This is a genomic window from Novosphingobium resinovorum (assembly GCF_036352595.1).
Lineage (GTDB): Bacteria > Pseudomonadota > Alphaproteobacteria > Sphingomonadales > Sphingomonadaceae > Novosphingobium > Novosphingobium resinovorum_B.
Map to the genome: position 1 here is coordinate 75,181 of NZ_JAZFAX010000012.1, position 17,773 is coordinate 92,953.

Here is a 17,773-nt window from a genome sequence, read left to right on the forward strand (position 1 = left end):
AGAGGATGATGGACGCCGATCTCGACCGGCTGGCCCCAGTCGGGCCGCTGACCGAATGGCTGGACGCCTTCGTGCCCGAACTGGGCAAGGGGCCGCTGCGCACGGCGGTGCTCTCGGGGGGCACGTCGAACGTGGTGCTGACGATCGACCGGGGCGAGAAGCCGATGGTCATGCGCCGCCCACCCGCCGTGCCGCCGCCGGGAGCGGAGAAGGGCGTGCTGCGCGAGGCGCGCATACTGACGGCACTCAAAGGCACTCAGGTGCCCCATCCGGTGTGTTACGGGTCCTGTTCCGACGACAGCGTGGTCGGCGCGCCGTTCTACGTCATGGAGAAAGTCGAGGGCTGGGCACCGAACTTGCGCGGCGAGAAGATTCACAACGAGCCGCCCTTCGATACGATGCCTTGCGAATACGGCATCCCCTTCGCCATCGTCGACGGGCTGATCGCGCTCGCCAACGTCGATCACGAGGCGATCGGGCTGGGGGACTACGGCAAGCCGGGCCGGTTCCTGGAACGGCAGGTCGATCGCTGGGCGGGCCAGCTGGCGTCCTACAAGGAGCGCTACGGCTACGAGGGCCGCGTGCTCGAAGGCTATGCCGAAACCGAGGACTGGCTGCGGCACGCGCGGATGCCGGAGGAAGTGCGCGGGATCATCCACGGCGACGTCGGCACCCCCAACATGATGTTCCGCCACGGCCCTCCGGCGCGGCTGGCGGCGATGATCGACTGGGAGCTTTCCACCATCGGCGATCCGATGATCGACATGGGCTGGTTCACCGGCGGCATGCGCGACGAGGACGATCCGGACCGGGAGTTCCCGACCGCGCTCAACAACCCGGCCAACTTCCCGACCAAGCAGGAACTGGCGCGCTATTACTGCGCGGGCACCGGGCGCGACATTCGCGACTTCGAATGGTTCTCGGTCCTCTCGAAATTCAAGTCCGCGTGCCTGCTCGAATACAAGGTGGCGCAGGCGGAGGCGGGGATATTGCCGAAGGAGACGGGGCGCTTCTTCGCGCGCATCGTCGAGCAGTGCTTCCGCGATACCGCCGCGCAAGTGGCGAGAATGCAGTAAATTCCTCCCCGCCGGGGGAGGAATGGGAGAGAACGATGATCGATTTTTCGACGGACCCGGAATTCCAGGCCAGGCTCGACTGGATGGACCGTTTCGTGCGCGACGAGTGCGAGACGATGGACCTGCTGTTTCCCGAACAGGGCGCGCAGTTCGATCCGTCCTACGCGGCGGCGCGGCGGCACCTGAAGCCGCTGCAGGAGCAGGTGAAGGCGCAGGGGCTCTGGGCCTGTCACCTTGGTCCGCATCTGGGTGGGCCGGGCTATGGTCAGGTCAGGCTGGCGCTGATGAACGAGATCATCGGCCGCTCCACCTGGGCGCCGACCGTGTTCGGCACCGCCGCGCCCGATACCGGCAATGCCGAAATCCTCGCCCTGTTCGGCACCGCGGAGCAGAAGCAGAAGTACCTCGGCCCGCTGATGGCGGGCGAGATCGTCTCGTGCTTCTCGATGACCGAGCCGCAGGGCGGCGCCGACCCCGACGTCTTCACCTGCCGCGCCGCGCAGGAGGGTGACGAATGGGTGATCGAGGGCGAGAAGTGGTTCTCCTCCAACGCCCGGTTCGCCAGCTTCCTGCTGGTCATCGCCGTGACCGACCCGGACGCGCCGCTGACCGATCGGATGAGCATGTTCGTCGTCCCCGCCGACACGCCGGGGATCGAGATCCTGCGCAACGTCGCCATCGCCGGGGACTTCGATCCCGAGAATGGGCACCACGCGCATATCCGCTACAACCGCGTGAAAGTGCCGCTCGATCATATGCTCGGGGGGCCGGGCGAAGGATTCAAGGTGGCGCAGGCGCGGCTGGGTGGGGGCCGCATCCACCATGCCATGCGCACGGTGGGCATGTGCAACCGCGCGCTCGACATGATGCTGGAACGCGCCGTCTCGCGCCGGACCAAGGGCAAGATCCTCGGCGATCACCAGCTGGTGCAGGCCAAGATCGCCGATACGGTGATCGAACTGGAGCAGTTCCGCCTGCTGGTGCTCAAGACCGCATGGCTGATCGACGAGATCGAGGCGGGCCGCCTGAAGCACGGCGCGGCGCGCAAGCACATCGGCATGTGCAAGGTGGCGATGGCCTCGGTCTATGCGAACGTCGTCGGGCGGGCGCTGGAGGTGCATGGGTCGCTGGGCATCTCGCTCGATATGCCGCTGGCCAAATGGTACGGCGGCAACATGGCGCTGGCCTTCGCCGACGGGCCGACCGACGCGCACCGCTCGCAACTGGCGCGCGCCTATCTCAAGCGGGTGCGGCCGGCGGAAGGGATGTTTCCGACCGAGCATATCCCGACGCGCACCGCGAAGGCGCTGGAGCGCTACCCGAACGCGAGAGATGCCTGAGATGGACCCGCTGTTCGACTTCACCGGCAAGGTCGCGCTCGTCACCGGCGGCTCGCGCGGGCTGGGTTACCAGATGGTCCGCGCTTTCGCCGAGCGCGGCGCCGACGTCATCGTCGCCAGCCGCAAGCTGGAAGCCTGCGAGGCGGTCTGCGAGGAAATGCGCGGTCTTGGCCGCAAGGCGATGGCGATCAGCGCCCACGTCGGCCGCTGGGACGAATGCGAGCGACTGGTCGAGGAGGCCTACGCCGCTTTCGGGGCTGTGGATATCCTTGTGAACAATGCGGGGATGAGCCCGCGCATGCCCAGCCACGAAGTCAGCGAGAAGTTGTTCGATTCCGTGCTCAACCTCAACTTCAAGGGGCCGTTCCGCCTTTCGACACTGGTGGGCAAGCGCATGTTCGACCGCGCCGAGGCGGGCGGCCCTGGAGGCTGCATCATCAACGTGACCTCGTCCGGCTCGATGATGCCGCTGCCGCAGGTGGTGACCTACGGCTCGTCCAAGGCGGCGCTCAATGCGATGAGCCGCTCGCTGGCGTGGGAATATGCGCCGCACGTGCGGGTCAACACGCTGTCGCCCGGCGCTTTCCGGACGGACATCGTCGAGGCCTGGCCCGACAAGGGGCAGGGGCCGATCGCGATCCCGCGCGGCCATGCGGCGGAGCCGGAGGAGATCGTCACCGCCGCGCTGTTCCTTGCCAGCCCCGCCTCGGTCAACGTCACCGGATCGCTGGTGCGCTGCGACGGGGGGCAGCATTGAGCGCGCGCGCCGTCATCGGCCGCGCCTTCGGGCCGCCGGAGAGCTATGCGCTCGAAGCGTTCGACCCCGGTGCTCCCGGCGAGGGTCAGGTGCGCGTCGGCATCAAGGCGGCGGGGGTGTCCTACGTCGATGTGCTGACGGCGATGGGGCACTACCAGTTCAAGCCGCCGATGCCCTTCATCCCCGGCAGCGAGGCGGCGGGCGTGGTCGAGGCGGTGGGGCCGGGCGTGACGCACCTCGCCCCCGGTGACCGCGTGTTCTGCGGCGGGCTCGGCGGGTTGTTTGCGGAGGCCAACCTGTTCAAGGCGGCGAACATGGCGAAAGTGCCCGAAGCGATGAGCTTCGAGCAGGCCGCCGTCTTCGCTGTGAACTACCAGACGGCGTACTATGCCCTTGCCGATCGCGGGCGGTCGCAGGCAGGCGAGACGCTGCTGGTGCTCGGCGCGGCGGGGGGGACCGGATACGCGGCGATCCAGGTCGGCAGGCACCTTGGCTTGCACGTCATCGCCTCAGCATCCAGTCCGGAGAAGCAGGCGGCGGCACTGGCGGGCGGGGCGCATGCGGTCGTCACCACCGGCGCGCAGGACTGGCGCGATCAGGTGATGGCGGCGAACGACGGCAAGCCCGTCGACATCGTCTTCGATCCCGTGGGCGGCGAGGCCAGCGAACCGGCCTTCCGCAATCTTGGCTACGACGGGCGCCATCTGGTGATCGGCTTCACGGCCGGGATCGCGGCGCTGCGCACGAACCTGCCGCTGCTCAAGAGCGCCAGCCTCGTGGGCGTGCAGATGCGCGATCACGCGCTGCGGCGTCCCACCGAGGCCGCCGCCCTGCGGCGTAAGGTGATGGAACTGGCCGGTGAGGGTGTGTTCTCCCCCGCGATCGCCGAACGCTATCCGCTTGAGCATCATGCGGAGGCGATGAACGCGGCCTTCTCGGGCAAGGCTGCTGGCCGGGTCGTGCTGGTAATGGAGTAACGCCCGGGCGATGCTGGCGGCCGTGTACGCAATGCCGGTCGATTTGCCGACAATGTCGGGTAGCATCCCGCGCAAGTGATACGAATGGTGGGGAGCACCGACGCCGATAGAAGCGCCTCGGTCCCGCCATCGGGAGAGAGCCATGGCGGAGACTCTGTTCACGTTCCAGATGCGCGAGCACCGCAATTGCCTGTTTCACGGCAGTCGCGGGCAGGAATACTGCCGGGGTGACATCTGGATCGCGGACGATGCGGCGACCGCCGACTTGCTTTCGGAGCGCAAGGCAGTCGGCGCGATCTCGATCATCCGGCGACGTTCGGCCGCCAATCTGTTCTTCCGCCGCTCGCGCCGTCATATTCGCGAGGATGCGACGGACCTCTCGATCCTGTGGTTCGTCAAGCGGGGGGAACTCGCCGTCGCCAACCAGTGCGGCGGCAAGGTGGCGAAACCCGGGGACTTCCTCATCACCCGCTCGATGTCGCCGTTCTGCGTGGAGTGCCGGATAGGCCAGGACGGGATGCACGAAGTGCTGAACCTCGCCGTGCCCACCCACATCCTGCGCGGCTTCGTGCGGCAGGAATTCAACAACGGCCTGTTCATGGCGATGGAGCGCGCCGAACTCGCGCTGGCCGAGACGCTGCTGGGCGAAGTGCTGGCCGACGAGGGGCGCATCGGCGAGGCGTCGGCGCGGCTTCTGGTCGATACCGCGCTCGGCCTGATCGGCAATGCGATCCGCGCGGGAGAAGACACCGCGCCCGCCCGCCTGTCGATCGCCGAGCGGCGGCTGGAGCAGGTGCTGCGGTTCATCGAAGTGCATCTGGCCGATCCCCTGCTGTCGACGGCGATGGTGGCGAAGGGGTGCGGCATCTCTCCGCGCTATCTCTCGTTCCTGCTGCGGATGCGCGACACCTCGTTCTCGGAACTGGTCTGGGAGCAGCGACTGGGCAAGGCGCGGGACTGGCTCATGGCTTCCGACCCGCGCGAGGTGTCGATCGGGGAGATCGCCTATGGCGTCGGTTTCAAGAGCCCCGCGCATTTCAGCCGCATGTTCAAGCGCGTCTTCGGCGCCAACCCGCGCGAGTATCGCGGAGAGAGCGGGGTGCAGGAGATGATCGCGGTGAGTGCGGAGGAGCCGTTCGGATCGTGTCCGGTGTTCGCCAGGGACGGCGGGGCGATGCTTTCGGCAACCGGATAGTGGCCGCTTGCATCGGTGTCGGGGCTGGCCAATCCTCGGCGGCAAGAACGTCTGGAAGAGAGGAATTGCCATGAAGATGAAGCTCGTCGCGCTCACTCGCCCGCAGCCCGGCCGCGAGGCCGAGTATCACGAATGGTACGACACCAAGCACTTGCCCGAACTGGTCAACACGTTCGGCATGGCAGGCGCCCAGCGCTACAAGCTGGCGGCGCGGCTGATGGGCGCGGATCCCAACGAATTCCTCGCGATCTACGACGTCGAGGCGGATGACCCGATGGCCTTCCTCGGCGCGCTGGGCGCGGCTTCGAAGTCGGGCGAACTGACGCAGAGCGACGCGCAGGACATGGGCACCTGCTACACCGCGCTGTTCACCGAGCACGGCGAGCGGGTGGTGCCGGGCTAACCCTTCCTCATCATTGCTACGCTGCGCTCGCAATGACGAAGTGAGGGGAGTCAGCGGCCCACGAACTTCGGCGGCCGCTTTTCCCTGAGGGCCTGAATGCCCTCCAGATGGTCCATGCTGCGCACCGAGACGCTTTCGTAGGCGATCCCCGCGTCCATCAGTGCCGTCGCCAATCGCTTGAGTTCGAGATTGGTGAGGATCTTGGTCGCCCGGATCGCCACCGTCGCGCCTGCCAGCAGCTTCGCGCAGAACGCATCCACCCTGGCGTCGAGTTCATCTGCCGGGACGCAATGGTTGATCAGCCCGATCTCCGCCGCCTTGCCGGCGGTAAGGAGGTCGCCGGTCAGCAGGTATTCCTTCGCCCGCGTCAGGCCGATGCGCTGCGCCCAGATCACCGCGCCGCCGTCCCCCGCGACGAGGCCGAGGCCGACGTGCGGGTCGCCGATCTTCGCGCCCTCGGCGGCGAAGATCACGTCGCACAGCAGCGCCAGCGTCGCGCCGAGGCCGACCGCGTGGCCGTTCATCCGGCACACCACGGGCTTGTCGATGTCGAGCAGGGTGGAGACGATGCGCTTGGCCACGCGCGTCTCGTGGTCGAAGAGGTGGGGGTTCCTCGCATTGTTCTCGATGTGGTCGAGGTCGCCGCCCGCCGAGAAGGCCCGGCCCGCGCCGGTCAGCACGACGACGTCCGATCCGGTATCGACCTGTGCGAACCACATCGCCTCGGCCAGATCGTCGTGAAGCTGCAGGTTTACCGCGTTCAGCGCCTCGGGCCGGTTGAGCGTGATGCGCAGCAGCCGTCCTTCGCGGGCCATTTCGATCGTGGCCAACTGCGGCAGGGCGGGCGCGATATCGGTCATTTCGGCAGGTCTCCTCTTCCCTCCAGCGTCATAGGCCGGGCGGTATCGAGGGCCATGCGAAAACGCGATTTTGCCCAAACCTTTCGCTCCGGCGAAACCTTTGCCCCTCGCGTTGCCAAAGCGGGCGAAGTTCGATCTACCGAGCTGAACGCATGCGCAGCAGCGCGGCTAGGCGGAGAGGTTACGGCACGATGACGCAGTTCGACGAGACTTTCGACTGGGTGGTCGTGGGCAGCGGCGCAGGCTCGATGGCTTCGGCATTGTTGATGAAGCAGGCGGGAAAGACCGTCGTGATCCTCGAGAAGGCGCAATGGATCGGCGGCACCACGGCGAAGTCCGGCGGGGTCATGTGGATACCCGGCAACCGCTTCATGGACCCCGGCGAGGACAGTCTGGAACGCGCCTGCCAGTACCTCGACGCGGTGGTGCCCGACGATGCGGAATCCCCCGGCACCAGCCCGGCGCGGCGCCGCACTTACGCGGTCGAGGCGCCGAAGATGCTGGACTTCATCGTCGCGCAAGGCGTGCGGATGGAGCGTGGCTCCCGCTTCTGGCCCGACTACTACGACGAACTCCCCGGCGGCATGAAGACCAGCCGCACCGTCACCGCGCTGCCCTTCGACAAGAACGAACTGGGCAAGGAGTGGGCAGCCAAGCTGCGCAAGGGCTTCCTCGAAGTGCCGGTGAAACTGGACGACGGGATGAAGCTGCCGTTCATGAAGCATTCGTGGGAACTCAAGCGCGTCTTCGTCAAGATCGCCTTCAAGTTCGTCGCCGGCAAGCTCACCGGCAAGCACTGGGTCACGGCGGGTGCGGCCCTGCAGGGGCGGATGCTGAAGGCCGTGCTGGACAAGCAGGCGGCCGACATCCGCGTGAATTCACCCGTCCGCGAAGTCATCATGGAAGGCGACAAGGCCGTCGGCGTCGTCACCGAGAAGGACGGCAGGCCCTGGCGCATCGGCGCGCGGCTGGGCATCCTGATGAACGCGGGCGGGTTCTCGATGAACCAGGCGATGCGCGACACCTACATGCCGGGCACGCAGTCGAAGTGGTCCAACGGCATCGAGACCGACACCGGCGACATGCACCGCGAACTCGCCGCGAAGGGGGCCGCGCTGGCGCAGATGGACCAGATGGTCGGCTTCCAGATGACCGATGCGCCCGGCTGGGACACCGACTACGTCAAGCCCGGCACCCAGAGCACTACCGCCAAGCCCCATGCGATCCAGGTCGACCAGTCGGGCCTGCGCTACATGAACGAGGGCGGCTCCTACGAGGCGTTCTGCGAGACCATGCTGGTGCGCAACCGCACCGTGCCCGCAGTGCCGAGCTGGGCGATCCTCGACCAGCAATACATGGATGAATACGCCGTCGCCGGTAAGGGCACCGCGAAGAAGAACATGGCCAAGTGGCTCGCCTCTGGCTGGATGCGCAAGGCCGAAACGGTAGGCGAACTGGCCGAGATCATCGGCGTCCCTCCCGGCGCTCTGGAAACCACGGTCGCGCGCTGGAACGGCTTCGTGCGCGGCGGCCGCGACGAAGACTTCCAGCGCGGCGAGCGGGCCTACGACAACTTCCTCGGCGATCCGTTCTTCAAGGACGGCCCGAACCAGACGATGGGCACGATCGACAAGGCGCCATTCTATGCCTTCCCGGTCTATCCGGGCGACGTCGGGACTTACGGCGGCGTCGTGTGCGACTGCGATTCGCGGGTGCTGCGCGAGGACGGCTCGGCGATCGAGGGGCTCTATGCCTGCGGCGTCACCACCGCCTCGCCGATGGGCCGCGTCTATCCCGGCGCAGGGGCGAGTGTCGGCCCGTCGATGACCTTCGGCTGGATCGCGGCCAAGCACGCGGCCGGCCTCGGCAACCAGGTGGGGTGATGCTCAGTCGCCGGGGAAGCTCTCGTGCCCCAGGTTCGGCCAGAGGAAATTCGTCGCCGTCATCATCACGCTGAAGTCGAGCGCGCGGACCTGGTGCCACCAGCCGATCGGGATGAACAGCATGTCGCCCGGCTCCAGCACGACGTCATAGACCGTCGCCTGCCGGACCAGCGGATGCGCATCGATCCGGGCCGGGTCGTCGAGATCGTGGACGGCGCTGAAGACGTGACGGTCGTTGTACATGTACTGCGTGTGCGCCGGGGGCACCAGCCGCAGGTGCTTGCGGCCCGTCACCTCGATCAGCATGTTGTTGGTGAGGTCGAAGTGCAGCGGCGTGAACGTGCCTGCCGGACCGATCCACAGCATGCCCGGCTCTGCGCCCAGATAAGCGTCGATCGGCCGCACGTCCGCCATCAGCGGGGCGAAGGCGGCGGTGTTGCGGTGGTTGTTGTAGGCGGTGATGTAGGCTTCGTTTCCCGGCGTATCGTTGCGGCCGACCAGCGCGATGAAGGCGTCGAACGGCATCGTGCGCGTGTGGCGGTCCTTGGCCAGTTCGAAGTCGGCGGCGCCGGAGCGGCCGCCCTGGTACTCGACCGGGGCGGAACCGACCTTTGCGGCGAGGTAGTCCGGCGTCCATCTGCCGAGCGCCGGCCAGTCGGCGATGGCGCCCTCGATCACGACCGGGCGGCCGGGCGCGTAGAAGTTGTCGAGGAACGCCTGCCCCGACAGACCCCGCGCCCGCATCAGCCCGCAGGCCTGCGCGGAAAGCTGGCGCTGGCGCTCCTGCACGCCGAGCAGCCAGTCCCGGCGGGCGGCGACGGTGCGCTCGGCCGGAGCCGGGGTGGGCGGCGGCGGGGGGGCCGGTACGCTGCGCGGACCGCCGGTGTATGGCCTGGCGGCATCCAGTCCGGCGAGGCCGATCGAGCGTAGCGCCGCATCCAGCCGGGCATTGCCGGGTTTGTCGGTCGTTCCTGCCATCCTCGTTCTTCGCTCCTGCGCGCGCGATCCGCACGAGGCTTACAGGGCGGCGGCGCAGGCGTCCAGCAGGGCCGGCGGCGCGATACCGCCCCGGCGGTTCGTCCGTTCTTGCCAGCGGGGCCTGCCCTGAACCAATGTTCAGCAATCCCTGCAGCCACGAGCTGTCCGAGAGAGGAACCATGAGCGAAACGCTACAGAACCGGGCGAGCCCCGACGCCGCCACGCAGCTCGACATCTACCGGCGGATGATCCGCATCGAGCGCAACGACGATCTCACCCGCCAGCAGATCCGCCGCGGGCGCATCACCGCGCCGTATTATTCGGCGCGCGGGCAGGAGTGCATTCCGTCCGCGATCTCGGTACTGCTCAACAACGACGACAAGATCTGCACGATCTATCGCGGCATTCACGACATGGTCGCCAAGGACATGCCGCTGCGGCCCCTGTGGGCGGAGATCTGCGGCCGCGTCGACGGCACCTGCAAGGGCAAGGGCGGCCCGATGCACCTCACTCACCCGGAGACCGGCGTGATGGTGACGACGGGCATCGTCGGCTCCTCGATGCCGATCGCCAACGGCTTCGGCTGGGCGGCGCTGCTCGACGGCACGAAGCAGGTGACGGTCGCCTATTTCGGTGACGGCGCCAGTAACATCGGCGCCTTCCACGAGGCGCTGAACCTCGCCTCGGTGTGGAAGCTGCCGGTGATCTTCGTGTGCCAGAACAACGGCTTCGCCGAGCACACCCGCTACGAGAACGGCACTTCGGTGGACTTCATCGCCAAGCGCGCGGCGGGCTATGGCATGCCGGGCTACACGGTGGACGGCAACGACCCGCTCGACGTCTATGCCCACGCCCACGCCGCCATCGAGCGCGCCCGTGCCGGGGAAGGCCCGACCTTGCTGGAGTGCAAGACCTTCCGCTTCATGGGCCACGTCTTCGGCGACAACGACGCCTACATGGCCAAGGAAGAAAAGGCCGCCGCGATCGAGGCCGATCCGCTGCCGCGCTTCCGCCAGAAGCTGATCGACGACGGCGTCGCCTCGGCCGAGGAACTCGATGCGCTGACCGCGAGGATCGAGGCCGAGGTCAACGACGCCATCGACTACGCAATGGCCTGTGAATTTCCGTCCGACGACGAACTGCGCCGCGACGTCTTTGCCGAGGAGATTCCGGCATGAGCACCGATACCCTCGAAGCCCCCGTCGTCGAGACGGTGAAGATGAACGGCCTGCAGGCCATCAACGCCGCGCTGAGCGAGGCGATGGAAGCCGATCCCAAGGTTCTCGTTCTGGGCGAGGACATCGCCGACAACGAGGGCGGCGGCGTCTGCGGCGTGACGCGCGGGCTGTCGACGAAGTTCGGCACCAGCCGCGTGCGCTCCACCCCGATCTCCGAACAGGCGATCATGGGCGCGGCGATCGGCGTGGCGATGGCCGGCTACAAGCCGGTGGCCGAGATCATGCTGATGAACTTCACGACCGTCGCCATGGACATGATCGTCAACCACGCGGCCAAGCTGCGCTTCATGTCCGGCGGCCAGAGCCAGGTGCCGCTGGTGATCCGCACCATGACCGGCGGCGGCAACCAGACCGCCGGGCAGCACGCTGACTTCTACGAGGCGTGGTTCGCGCATACCGCGGGCATCAAGGTGGTGATCCCCTGGACCCCGGGCGACATGAAGGGCCTCTATCTCTCGGCGATCCAGGACCCCGATCCGGTCATCATCATCGAAAGCGTCAAGACGCTGTTCGTGCCGATGGACACGCCGGTCAACCAGGGACCGATCCCGCTGGGCAAGGCCAACGTGGTCGTACCGGGCAGCGACATCACCATCGTCTCCTACGGGCAGATGATGTTCACGGTGATGCAGGCGGTCGAGGAACTGACGGCGGCGGGCGTCTCGGTCGAAGTGGTGGACCTGCGCACGATCTCGCCGTGGGACAAGGAAACGGTGCTGGCCTCGGCCGAAAAGACCGGACGCCTGCTGGTGGTCCATGAAGCGGGCCGCAACTTCGGTCCCGGCGCGGAGATCGCCGCGACGGCGCAGGAAGTGCTGTTCGGCAAGCTCAAGGCGCCGGTCGGTCGCCTCGGCGCGCCGTATTGCGCGGTGCCCTTCGCGAAGAAGCTGGAGGATGCCTATCTCGTGCAGCCGCCCGAGATCGTCGCGGAGGTCAAGCGGCTGATGGCGATCTGATACCCACCCCGTCCGGCTAGTTCGCTGCGCTCTCAAGCCTACCGGCCCTCCCGCACGCGGGAGGGCTAAGCGGTGGCCCTTCATTCCCCTCCCGCCTGCGGGAGGGGGCAGGGGTGGGCCTTACACAACCCAGCACCGCCTGCTCGCGCTTCTCGGGCCGGATGTAGATCGAGGTGATCTTCGGCGAGAGCGCCTTCATCCGCGCCTCCAGTTCCTCGATCAGCGTTTCCGCCTCGCCCATCGGCAGGTCGTCGGCAAAGTCCGCGCTGATCGCTACGAACACCGCGTCCGGTCCTGTGTGGACGGTGCGCACATGGTTGACCGAGGTGATGTGCGGGTTGCCTTCCATCACCCCGCGCAGCCCGGCAATCAGTGCCGGGTCGGCGGCCTCTCCGATCAGCAGGCCCTTGGACTCGCGCGCCAGCAGCGCTGCGACGGCCGCCAGCACCAGGCCGATCAGAACCGATGCCGCGCCGTCGAGCCTCGGCTCCGCGAAGTGGCCGCTAGCCCAGATGCCGAGCGCTGCGATGACGAGGCCGATCAGCGCTGCGCTGTCCTCGAACAGGACGATGAAGCCCGGCGGGTCCTTGGAGCGGCGGATTGCCTGCCACCAGCTTTGTCCGGCGCGGCCCGCGTTGAACTCCTTCACCGCGATGGCCCAGGATGCGCCCTCCATGAGGAAGGCGATGCCCAGCACGATGTAGCTGAGGGTCGGGTCCTCGACGGCGCGCGGCTCGCGGATATGGGCGATGCCCTCGTAGATCGAGATGCCCGCGCCGCCCGCGAAGATCAGGATCGCGACCACGAAGGCCCAGAAATACAGCTCGCGCCCGTAGCCGAAGGGATGGGCTGCGTCGGCTGCGCGCTTGCCCTGCTTCTGGCCGTAGAGCAGCAGGATCTGGTTACCGCTGTCGACAAGCGAATGGACACCCTCGGTCGCCATGGCGGAAGAGCCGCCGATACCTGCCGCCACGAACTTGGCGACGGCGATGCCCATGTTCGCCACCAGCGCGCCGTAGAGGACTATGTTGTCGCGGATGTGTCCGGAAGTCTTGGCCATGCCCGGCACAACGAGCGGCGGGGCAGGGCGTTGCTTACCGTCGTCCCGGACTTGATCCGGGACTGCTGCCCGTGAACAGCCTACCCGTCGCTTAGATAACTTGCCGCATGAACTGCGCCTAAAGACAACCACCGGTCCCGGATCAAGTCCGGGACGACGAATTGCTCCGGCCGATCTGTCAGCCCAGCGCCTTTCGCCCCGTCCGCTCGTTCCACAGGTCTGGCGATCCGCAAAGCTGCAGGTTCAGCATCGCGCGTTTCATGAAGCGGTGGATCGGGTGTTCCTCGGTCAGGCCGATGCCGCCGTGAAGCTGGATCGCCTCTTCGGTGACGAATGCGAAGGCCTCCGCCGCGAGCGTCTTCGCCGCGCCGCACTGGACGAGGGTTGCAGCATCGTCGCGCACCCGGTTCCACAGGAGCGCCTCGGCCACGGCAATGCGCGCCTTCATATCGGCGGCGCGGTGCTTGAGAGCCTGGAACATGGCGATGGGCCGGTCGAACTGGCGGCGCATCTTCATGTATTCGATGGTGAGTTCCAATGCCGCATTCGCGGCACCGAGGCAGTCGGCGGCGACGGCAAGGTGCGCTTCGGGCGCCAGCGCGTCGTGCAGCGCTGCAGCGCCGTCCGCATCGGTGAGCATGAGTGCCGGATCGGGCGCGTATCCATCAAGAACGATGTCGAACAGGCGCCGGCTGGGGTCCCAGATCGCGCGCTCCACGATAGAAACACTAGGCGCATCGGTCGGCACGAGGGCATAGCCGCCCGGCAGCTTCGCAACGACCGCCACCGCCATGTCCGCATCGAACACACCGCCGACTACGCCCGAAAGCGTGCCGTTCGGTGCCGCCTCCAGCTTCGCGGGGAGCAGGTGCAGGGGGGCGTATTCGCCCCCCGCCAACCTTTCCAGCCACTCGACCCGCGCCGCAATCTCGCTCGCCAGCACGGCCTGCAGGCCCAGTTGCGCCGGAATCAGCGGCGTTGTCGCCAACACGCGGCCCATCTCGAAATGGATCGCGGCGGAAGCCTCTCGATCAAGGCCGAGTCCGCCGTCTTCCTCGGGCAGGCGCACCATCAGCCAGCCCATCTCCGCCACCAGCCGCCAGCTTTCGTCGCGGCCGGGGGAGAGTGCATCGGCAGGAAACGCCTTCTGCGCGGCGTCGGTCAGTTCGTTCAGTTCGATCATGTCAGGCCACCCAGGCTTTCGGCTCGCGCGGCATGTCGAGCATGCGCTCGGCGATGATATTGCGCTGCACTTCCTCGCTGCCCCCGGCGATGGTCCAGGCGTAGGAGTTCATGAAGTCCGCCATCCAGTTGCCGGTGTTGAGGTCGCCGAAGGTGATCGGCGCTACGTATTGCTCCGCGATGCCGCCAAGCCGCAGGCCCAGCTTCGCATAGGCCCTGAGCGCCCGGCTGTAGCTGTTCTTGACGATCGAGGCGTCGCCGACCCGCTCAATGCCCTTGATGCGGTTGTCGAGGAACTGGTCGGCCACGGCGCACACGGCGTCCACTTGCGTCACCAGTTCGCCGAAATCGCGCAAGTACCCGCGATCCTCGCCGCGGCCGGTTTCGCGGATCAGATCGGCGATCCGGGTGAGGGCGCCGCGCATCCGGTAGGACAATTCCATCAACGTCAGTCCCCGCTCGGAAGCGAGCGTCGCTTGGGCCACGGCCCAGCCCTTGCCTTCCTCGCCGACGCGCTCGGAGACGGGGATTTCCACGTTGTCGAGGAAGATCTCGGCGAATTCCTCGTCGCCCTGGATCTGGTGGATCGGGCGGACAGAGACGCCGGGCGCTTTCATGTCCATCAGCAGGTACGTAATGCCCGCCTGCTTGGGACCATCGGATGAGGTGCGCACCAGCAGCAGGCACCGTTGCGCGAACTGCGCCATCGTCGACCAGACCTTCTGGCCGTTGACGACATAAACGTCGCCCTTGCGCTCCGCCCTGGTCTTGATGGCGGCGAGATCCGATCCGGCGCCGGGCTCGGAGAAGCCCTGACACCATGTCTCGCCCTCGAGGATGCGTGGGAGGTAGCGGTCCTGCTGCTCCCGGGTCGCACATTCGTGCAACGTTGCGAAAGCATGGTACGTCGAGACGAAGGAGAGCAGCAGGCGCGGGCAGTCTGCCTTCGCCAGTTCCTCGTAGATCACTTTCTGCTCGGCCAGGCTGCGGCCGCCGCCCGGGAACGCGGCAGGCCAGTGCGGGATGGCGTAGCCGCCTTTCACAAGCCGCGTAAACCAGTCGCGCTGGGTGCGGACGAAGTCGTCCTGCGTGCGGCTCGCGTCGCGCCAGCCGGTCGGCGCCTCGGCGGCTAGGAAGGCGCGCACTTCGCAGCGCAGCGCTTCGAGATTGGGCGTATCGGTCATGGCCACCGTCCAAGCACGGGGCACGGCGGCGCGTCCATAAGGGGCGGTACGCGCGGGCGATATCGGGAGGTTAGACCGCCACCTCGATCACGTCGCCCTCGATCCGCACCTCATAAGTATCGATCGGCATCGAGGCGGGCGGGTTTATCGGCTTGCCGGTCTCCAGATCGAAGCGTGCGCCGTGGACCGGGCAGGAAATCCACCCCGCGCGCACGCGGCCGCATTCCAGCGTTTCGTAGGCGTGGCTGCACAAGTTGCGCACCGCGTAGACCTGATCCCGCGCGCCGACGAGGAGCACGCTGATCCCGCCCACCTCGACCACTTTCTTGCCGCCCTGCGGAACTTCATCGAGTTTCGCCACCGCGACGAATGCCTTCTCGCTCACCCGTGTCCTTTCTTATCTCTTCGCTGTGTCCTTGCGGTACTCCGCAGGCGATTTCCAGCACAAGTGGTCGATGCGCAATCGCGCCAGCGATTCCGACGCCCCGGCGGTTGTGGGGCGAGGCTGCCTGTGCCTAACGAAAGGCTGAGAGGAGGGCGCCGCCCCGATGCAATTCGAATGGACCGCCAGGCAGGACGCCTTCCGGCACAAGATCCGGGGCTTCCTGCACGCCAACCTGCCCGAGGACTGGGAGAAATTCTCGGAACACGGCCCTGCGTCCCCGACGCTGACCGCCTTCGCGCGCGACTTCTGCGTCAAGCTGGCCGAGGCGGGCATCCTCTTCCCGCACTGGCCGGTCGAGATGGGCGGCGAGGGCCTGGGTCCGTGGGAACAGCAGATCCTGTCCGAAGAGATGTGGATCGCCGGCGAGCCGCGCGGCGGCCAGTACATGAACGTCAACTGGATCGGCCCGACGCTGGAGAAGTACGGCACGCCGGAGCAGAAGGCGCGCTATCTGGAGCCGATCACGCGCGGGGAATCGCTGTGGTGTCAGGGTTTTTCGGAACCTGACGCCGGGTCGGACCTAGCCTCGCTGCGGACGCGAGCCACGCTGAGCGATGGCAACTACGTCATCAACGGGCAGAAGATCTGGACCAGCTATGCGGGCCTTGCCGACACCTGTTTCCTGCTGACGCGCACCAGCGACGACCGCAAGAAGGGCATCACCATCATCCTCGTGCCGATGGACACGCCCGGCATCACCGTGCGCCAGATCCCCTCGCTGATCGGCGAGGGCGACATTCACGAAGTCTTCTTCGACGACGTGACCGTGCCCGAAACCGCCCGCTTCGGCGAGGAAGGGCAGGCTTGGGAGATCGTCGCCTATTCGCTGCGCAACGAGCGCCTCGGCATCCCGCGCTTCACGCTGGCGCGCGCGGCGCTCGACCGGGCCGTGGCGATGCTCAAGGAGCAGGGGCGCTTTACGCGCGAACATGTGAGGATCGAGGCGGCGCGTTGTGCCGCGCTGTGCGAGGCGGCGGGCACGGCGAACTACGCCGTCGTCCAGAAGCGCGTCGAGGGCCTCGCCATCGGTGCGGAGTCCAGTTCCGCGCGCTACGCCACCGTCATGGCCGAGCGCGCGGTGTGCGAATTCGTCGTCGAGTTCCTGCCCGAAGCGCTCGCGGGGGCCTCGCCGTATCTCAAGATGCACCACCAGCGCGGGATCGTCGCGGGCGTGGCGGCGGGATCGGCGGAAATCCAGCTCAACATCATCGCCAGTGACGTGCTGGAACTGCCCCGGGAGCCGCGCTGATGCACTTGTCCCTCAACGAGGACCAGCGGCAGGTCCTCGACTTCATCGACAGCCTCGCGCGGCCTTACGCGGGCGTTCCGCTGCACGATGCCGGCCTCACGCTCGAAAGCGCGGAACTTGACGCGGCGCTGGTCGAGAACGGGTTTCTCGACGTCCTGATGGTTGAGGAACTCGGCCCCGTCACCGCCGCGCTGGTGGTGGAGAAGCTGGCGCGGCTGCCCTTTGCACTAGAGGCGGCGGCCTCGTCCTTCGTGCGCCCGCTGATCGATCCGGACCTGCCGCGTCCGCTGTGTCTGGTCGAGGAGGGGCGCACGGCTGGTCCGGTGCGTTTCCTGCGGCCGGGGGCGAGCGTCGTGATCGTCGGGCCTTCGGGCGTGCGCAGCTTCAAGGCGGACGAGAGTGTGATCGCGGCGGCGCAGGAGGATGCGCTTTATGCCTATCCCGTGGCGTTCCTGACCGGTCTGCCGGATGCGATGACCGCGCATGAGGTCGATCCTGCCGAAGTGCTGCGGTCGTGGCGCGTGGGAATCGCGGCCGAAGCCGCGGGCCTGCTGGGCGCGGCGCTGGCGTCTACGGTGACTTACGTGTCAGAGCGCAAGCAGTTCGGCCGCCCGCTGGCCACCTTTCAGGGCATGCGGCATCGTCTGGCCGAGGATCAGGTCATGACCAATTCGGTCTACTGGCTCGCCCTGCGTGCAGCCGGGACCGGCGATCCCGGCGACGCCGCGCTGGCCTTGCTGCATGCGCAGGAGGCGGCGAAGCGTGTGTGCTACGACTACCACCAGTTCCTTGGCGGCATGGGCATGACGCTGGAACATCCGCTGCACTTGTGGACCTATCGCCTCAAGCTGCTGACCGCCGAACTGGGCGGGCGCGGCGAGCAGGGGCTGGCGGCGGCCGAGGCGCTGTGGGGGTGAACCACATAGCGCCGTCATTGCGAGCGTAGCGAAGCAATCCAGGGCGGTTTATGCGGCCCTGGATTGCTTCGCT

The 17,773-nt window shown here is 67.2% G+C and carries 17 protein-coding genes; 11 read left to right on the forward strand and 6 right to left on the reverse strand.

Translation table 11 applies throughout. From position 1 onward, the window contains the following. The first annotated feature begins 8 nt into the window (after positions 1-8). From V2S85_RS13290 to V2S85_RS13315, 6 genes are all read left to right on the forward strand, one after another. Complete coding sequence (locus tag V2S85_RS13290) at positions 9-1,076, forward strand: phosphotransferase family protein (protein WP_330703330.1); 1,068 nt, start codon at positions 9-11, stop codon at positions 1,074-1,076. 35 nt (positions 1,077-1,111) lie between these two features. Beyond that, on the forward strand, positions 1,112-2,416 hold the full coding sequence (locus V2S85_RS13295; protein WP_330703331.1) for an acyl-CoA dehydrogenase family protein: 1,305 nt from the start codon (positions 1,112-1,114) through the stop codon (positions 2,414-2,416). Then, positions 2,409-3,173, forward strand: coding sequence for an SDR family oxidoreductase (locus V2S85_RS13300; protein WP_330703332.1), 765 nt, complete (start codon positions 2,409-2,411; stop codon positions 3,171-3,173). The genes V2S85_RS13295 and V2S85_RS13300 overlap by 8 nt, the downstream gene beginning before the upstream one ends. Further along, on the forward strand, positions 3,170-4,150 hold the full coding sequence (locus tag V2S85_RS13305; protein WP_330703333.1) for an NADPH:quinone oxidoreductase family protein: 981 nt from the start codon (positions 3,170-3,172) through the stop codon (positions 4,148-4,150). The genes V2S85_RS13300 and V2S85_RS13305 overlap by 4 nt, the downstream gene beginning before the upstream one ends. Positions 4,151-4,292: 142 nt before the next feature. After that, entirely contained in the window at positions 4,293-5,345 is a 1,053-nt protein-coding gene (locus tag V2S85_RS13310) for an AraC family transcriptional regulator (RefSeq protein ID WP_330703334.1), read from the forward strand. A 70-nt stretch (positions 5,346-5,415) separates the two neighbouring features. Further along, positions 5,416-5,748 carry a hypothetical protein gene (locus V2S85_RS13315; protein WP_330703335.1) on the forward strand — a complete coding sequence of 111 codons (333 nt, stop codon included), beginning with the start codon at positions 5,416-5,418 and terminating at the stop codon, positions 5,746-5,748. 50 nt (positions 5,749-5,798) lie between these two features. Here V2S85_RS13315 and V2S85_RS13320 read toward each other — a convergent pair whose 3' ends face one another. Beyond that, positions 5,799-6,608, reverse strand: coding sequence for an enoyl-CoA hydratase/isomerase family protein (locus tag V2S85_RS13320; protein WP_330703336.1), 810 nt, complete (start codon positions 6,606-6,608; stop codon positions 5,799-5,801). 191 nt (positions 6,609-6,799) lie between these two features. Here V2S85_RS13320 and V2S85_RS13325 point away from each other — a divergent pair, with 191 nt between their 5' ends. Next, the gene (locus tag V2S85_RS13325) at positions 6,800-8,491 is read left to right on the forward strand and encodes an FAD-binding protein (protein ID WP_330703337.1); all 1,692 of its coding nucleotides are present in this window, start codon (positions 6,800-6,802) and stop codon (positions 8,489-8,491) included. Between the two features lie 3 nt (positions 8,492-8,494). On the opposite strand, the gene V2S85_RS13330 is transcribed toward V2S85_RS13325, so the two are convergent. Beyond that, positions 8,495-9,469: a cupin-like domain-containing protein gene (locus V2S85_RS13330; RefSeq protein WP_330703338.1), complete on the reverse strand. Its 975-nt coding sequence runs from the start codon at positions 9,467-9,469 to the stop codon at positions 8,495-8,497. A 179-nt stretch (positions 9,470-9,648) separates the two neighbouring features. On the opposite strand from V2S85_RS13330, the gene V2S85_RS13335 reads away from it, so the two are divergent. Then, complete coding sequence (locus V2S85_RS13335; RefSeq protein ID WP_330703339.1) at positions 9,649-10,647, forward strand: thiamine pyrophosphate-dependent dehydrogenase E1 component subunit alpha; 999 nt, start codon at positions 9,649-9,651, stop codon at positions 10,645-10,647. Then, entirely contained in the window at positions 10,644-11,663 is a 1,020-nt protein-coding gene (locus V2S85_RS13340) for an alpha-ketoacid dehydrogenase subunit beta (protein WP_330703340.1), read from the forward strand. The genes V2S85_RS13335 and V2S85_RS13340 overlap by 4 nt, the downstream gene beginning before the upstream one ends. A 16-nt stretch (positions 11,664-11,679) precedes the next feature. Here the strand turns inward: V2S85_RS13340 and V2S85_RS13345 are convergent, their stop codons facing one another. From V2S85_RS13345 to V2S85_RS13360, 4 genes are all read right to left on the reverse strand, one after another. Beyond that, on the reverse strand, positions 11,680-12,723 hold the full coding sequence (locus V2S85_RS13345) for a cation diffusion facilitator family transporter (RefSeq protein WP_330703341.1): 1,044 nt from the start codon (positions 12,721-12,723) through the stop codon (positions 11,680-11,682). A gap of 178 nt (positions 12,724-12,901) precedes the next feature. Further along, on the reverse strand, positions 12,902-13,906 hold the full coding sequence (locus V2S85_RS13350) for an acyl-CoA dehydrogenase family protein (RefSeq protein WP_330703342.1): 1,005 nt from the start codon (positions 13,904-13,906) through the stop codon (positions 12,902-12,904). 1 nt (position 13,907) lies between these two features. Beyond that, a complete protein-coding gene (locus V2S85_RS13355; protein ID WP_330703343.1) occupies positions 13,908-15,089 on the reverse strand; it encodes an acyl-CoA dehydrogenase family protein in 1,182 nt (393 codons plus the stop codon). Between the two features lie 70 nt (positions 15,090-15,159). Continuing rightward, positions 15,160-15,474, reverse strand: coding sequence for a Rieske (2Fe-2S) protein (locus V2S85_RS13360; RefSeq protein ID WP_008830325.1), 315 nt, complete (start codon positions 15,472-15,474; stop codon positions 15,160-15,162). Between the two features lie 163 nt (positions 15,475-15,637). Here V2S85_RS13360 and V2S85_RS13365 point away from each other — a divergent pair, with 163 nt between their 5' ends. Both V2S85_RS13365 and V2S85_RS13370 read left to right on the forward strand, forming a co-directional pair. After that, on the forward strand, positions 15,638-16,783 hold the full coding sequence (locus tag V2S85_RS13365) for an acyl-CoA dehydrogenase family protein (protein WP_330703344.1): 1,146 nt from the start codon (positions 15,638-15,640) through the stop codon (positions 16,781-16,783). Further along, positions 16,783-17,700: an acyl-CoA dehydrogenase family protein gene (locus V2S85_RS13370; protein ID WP_330703345.1), complete on the forward strand. Its 918-nt coding sequence runs from the start codon at positions 16,783-16,785 to the stop codon at positions 17,698-17,700. Before V2S85_RS13365 ends, V2S85_RS13370 begins: the two co-directional genes overlap by 1 nt. Positions 17,701-17,773 lie beyond the last annotated feature (73 nt).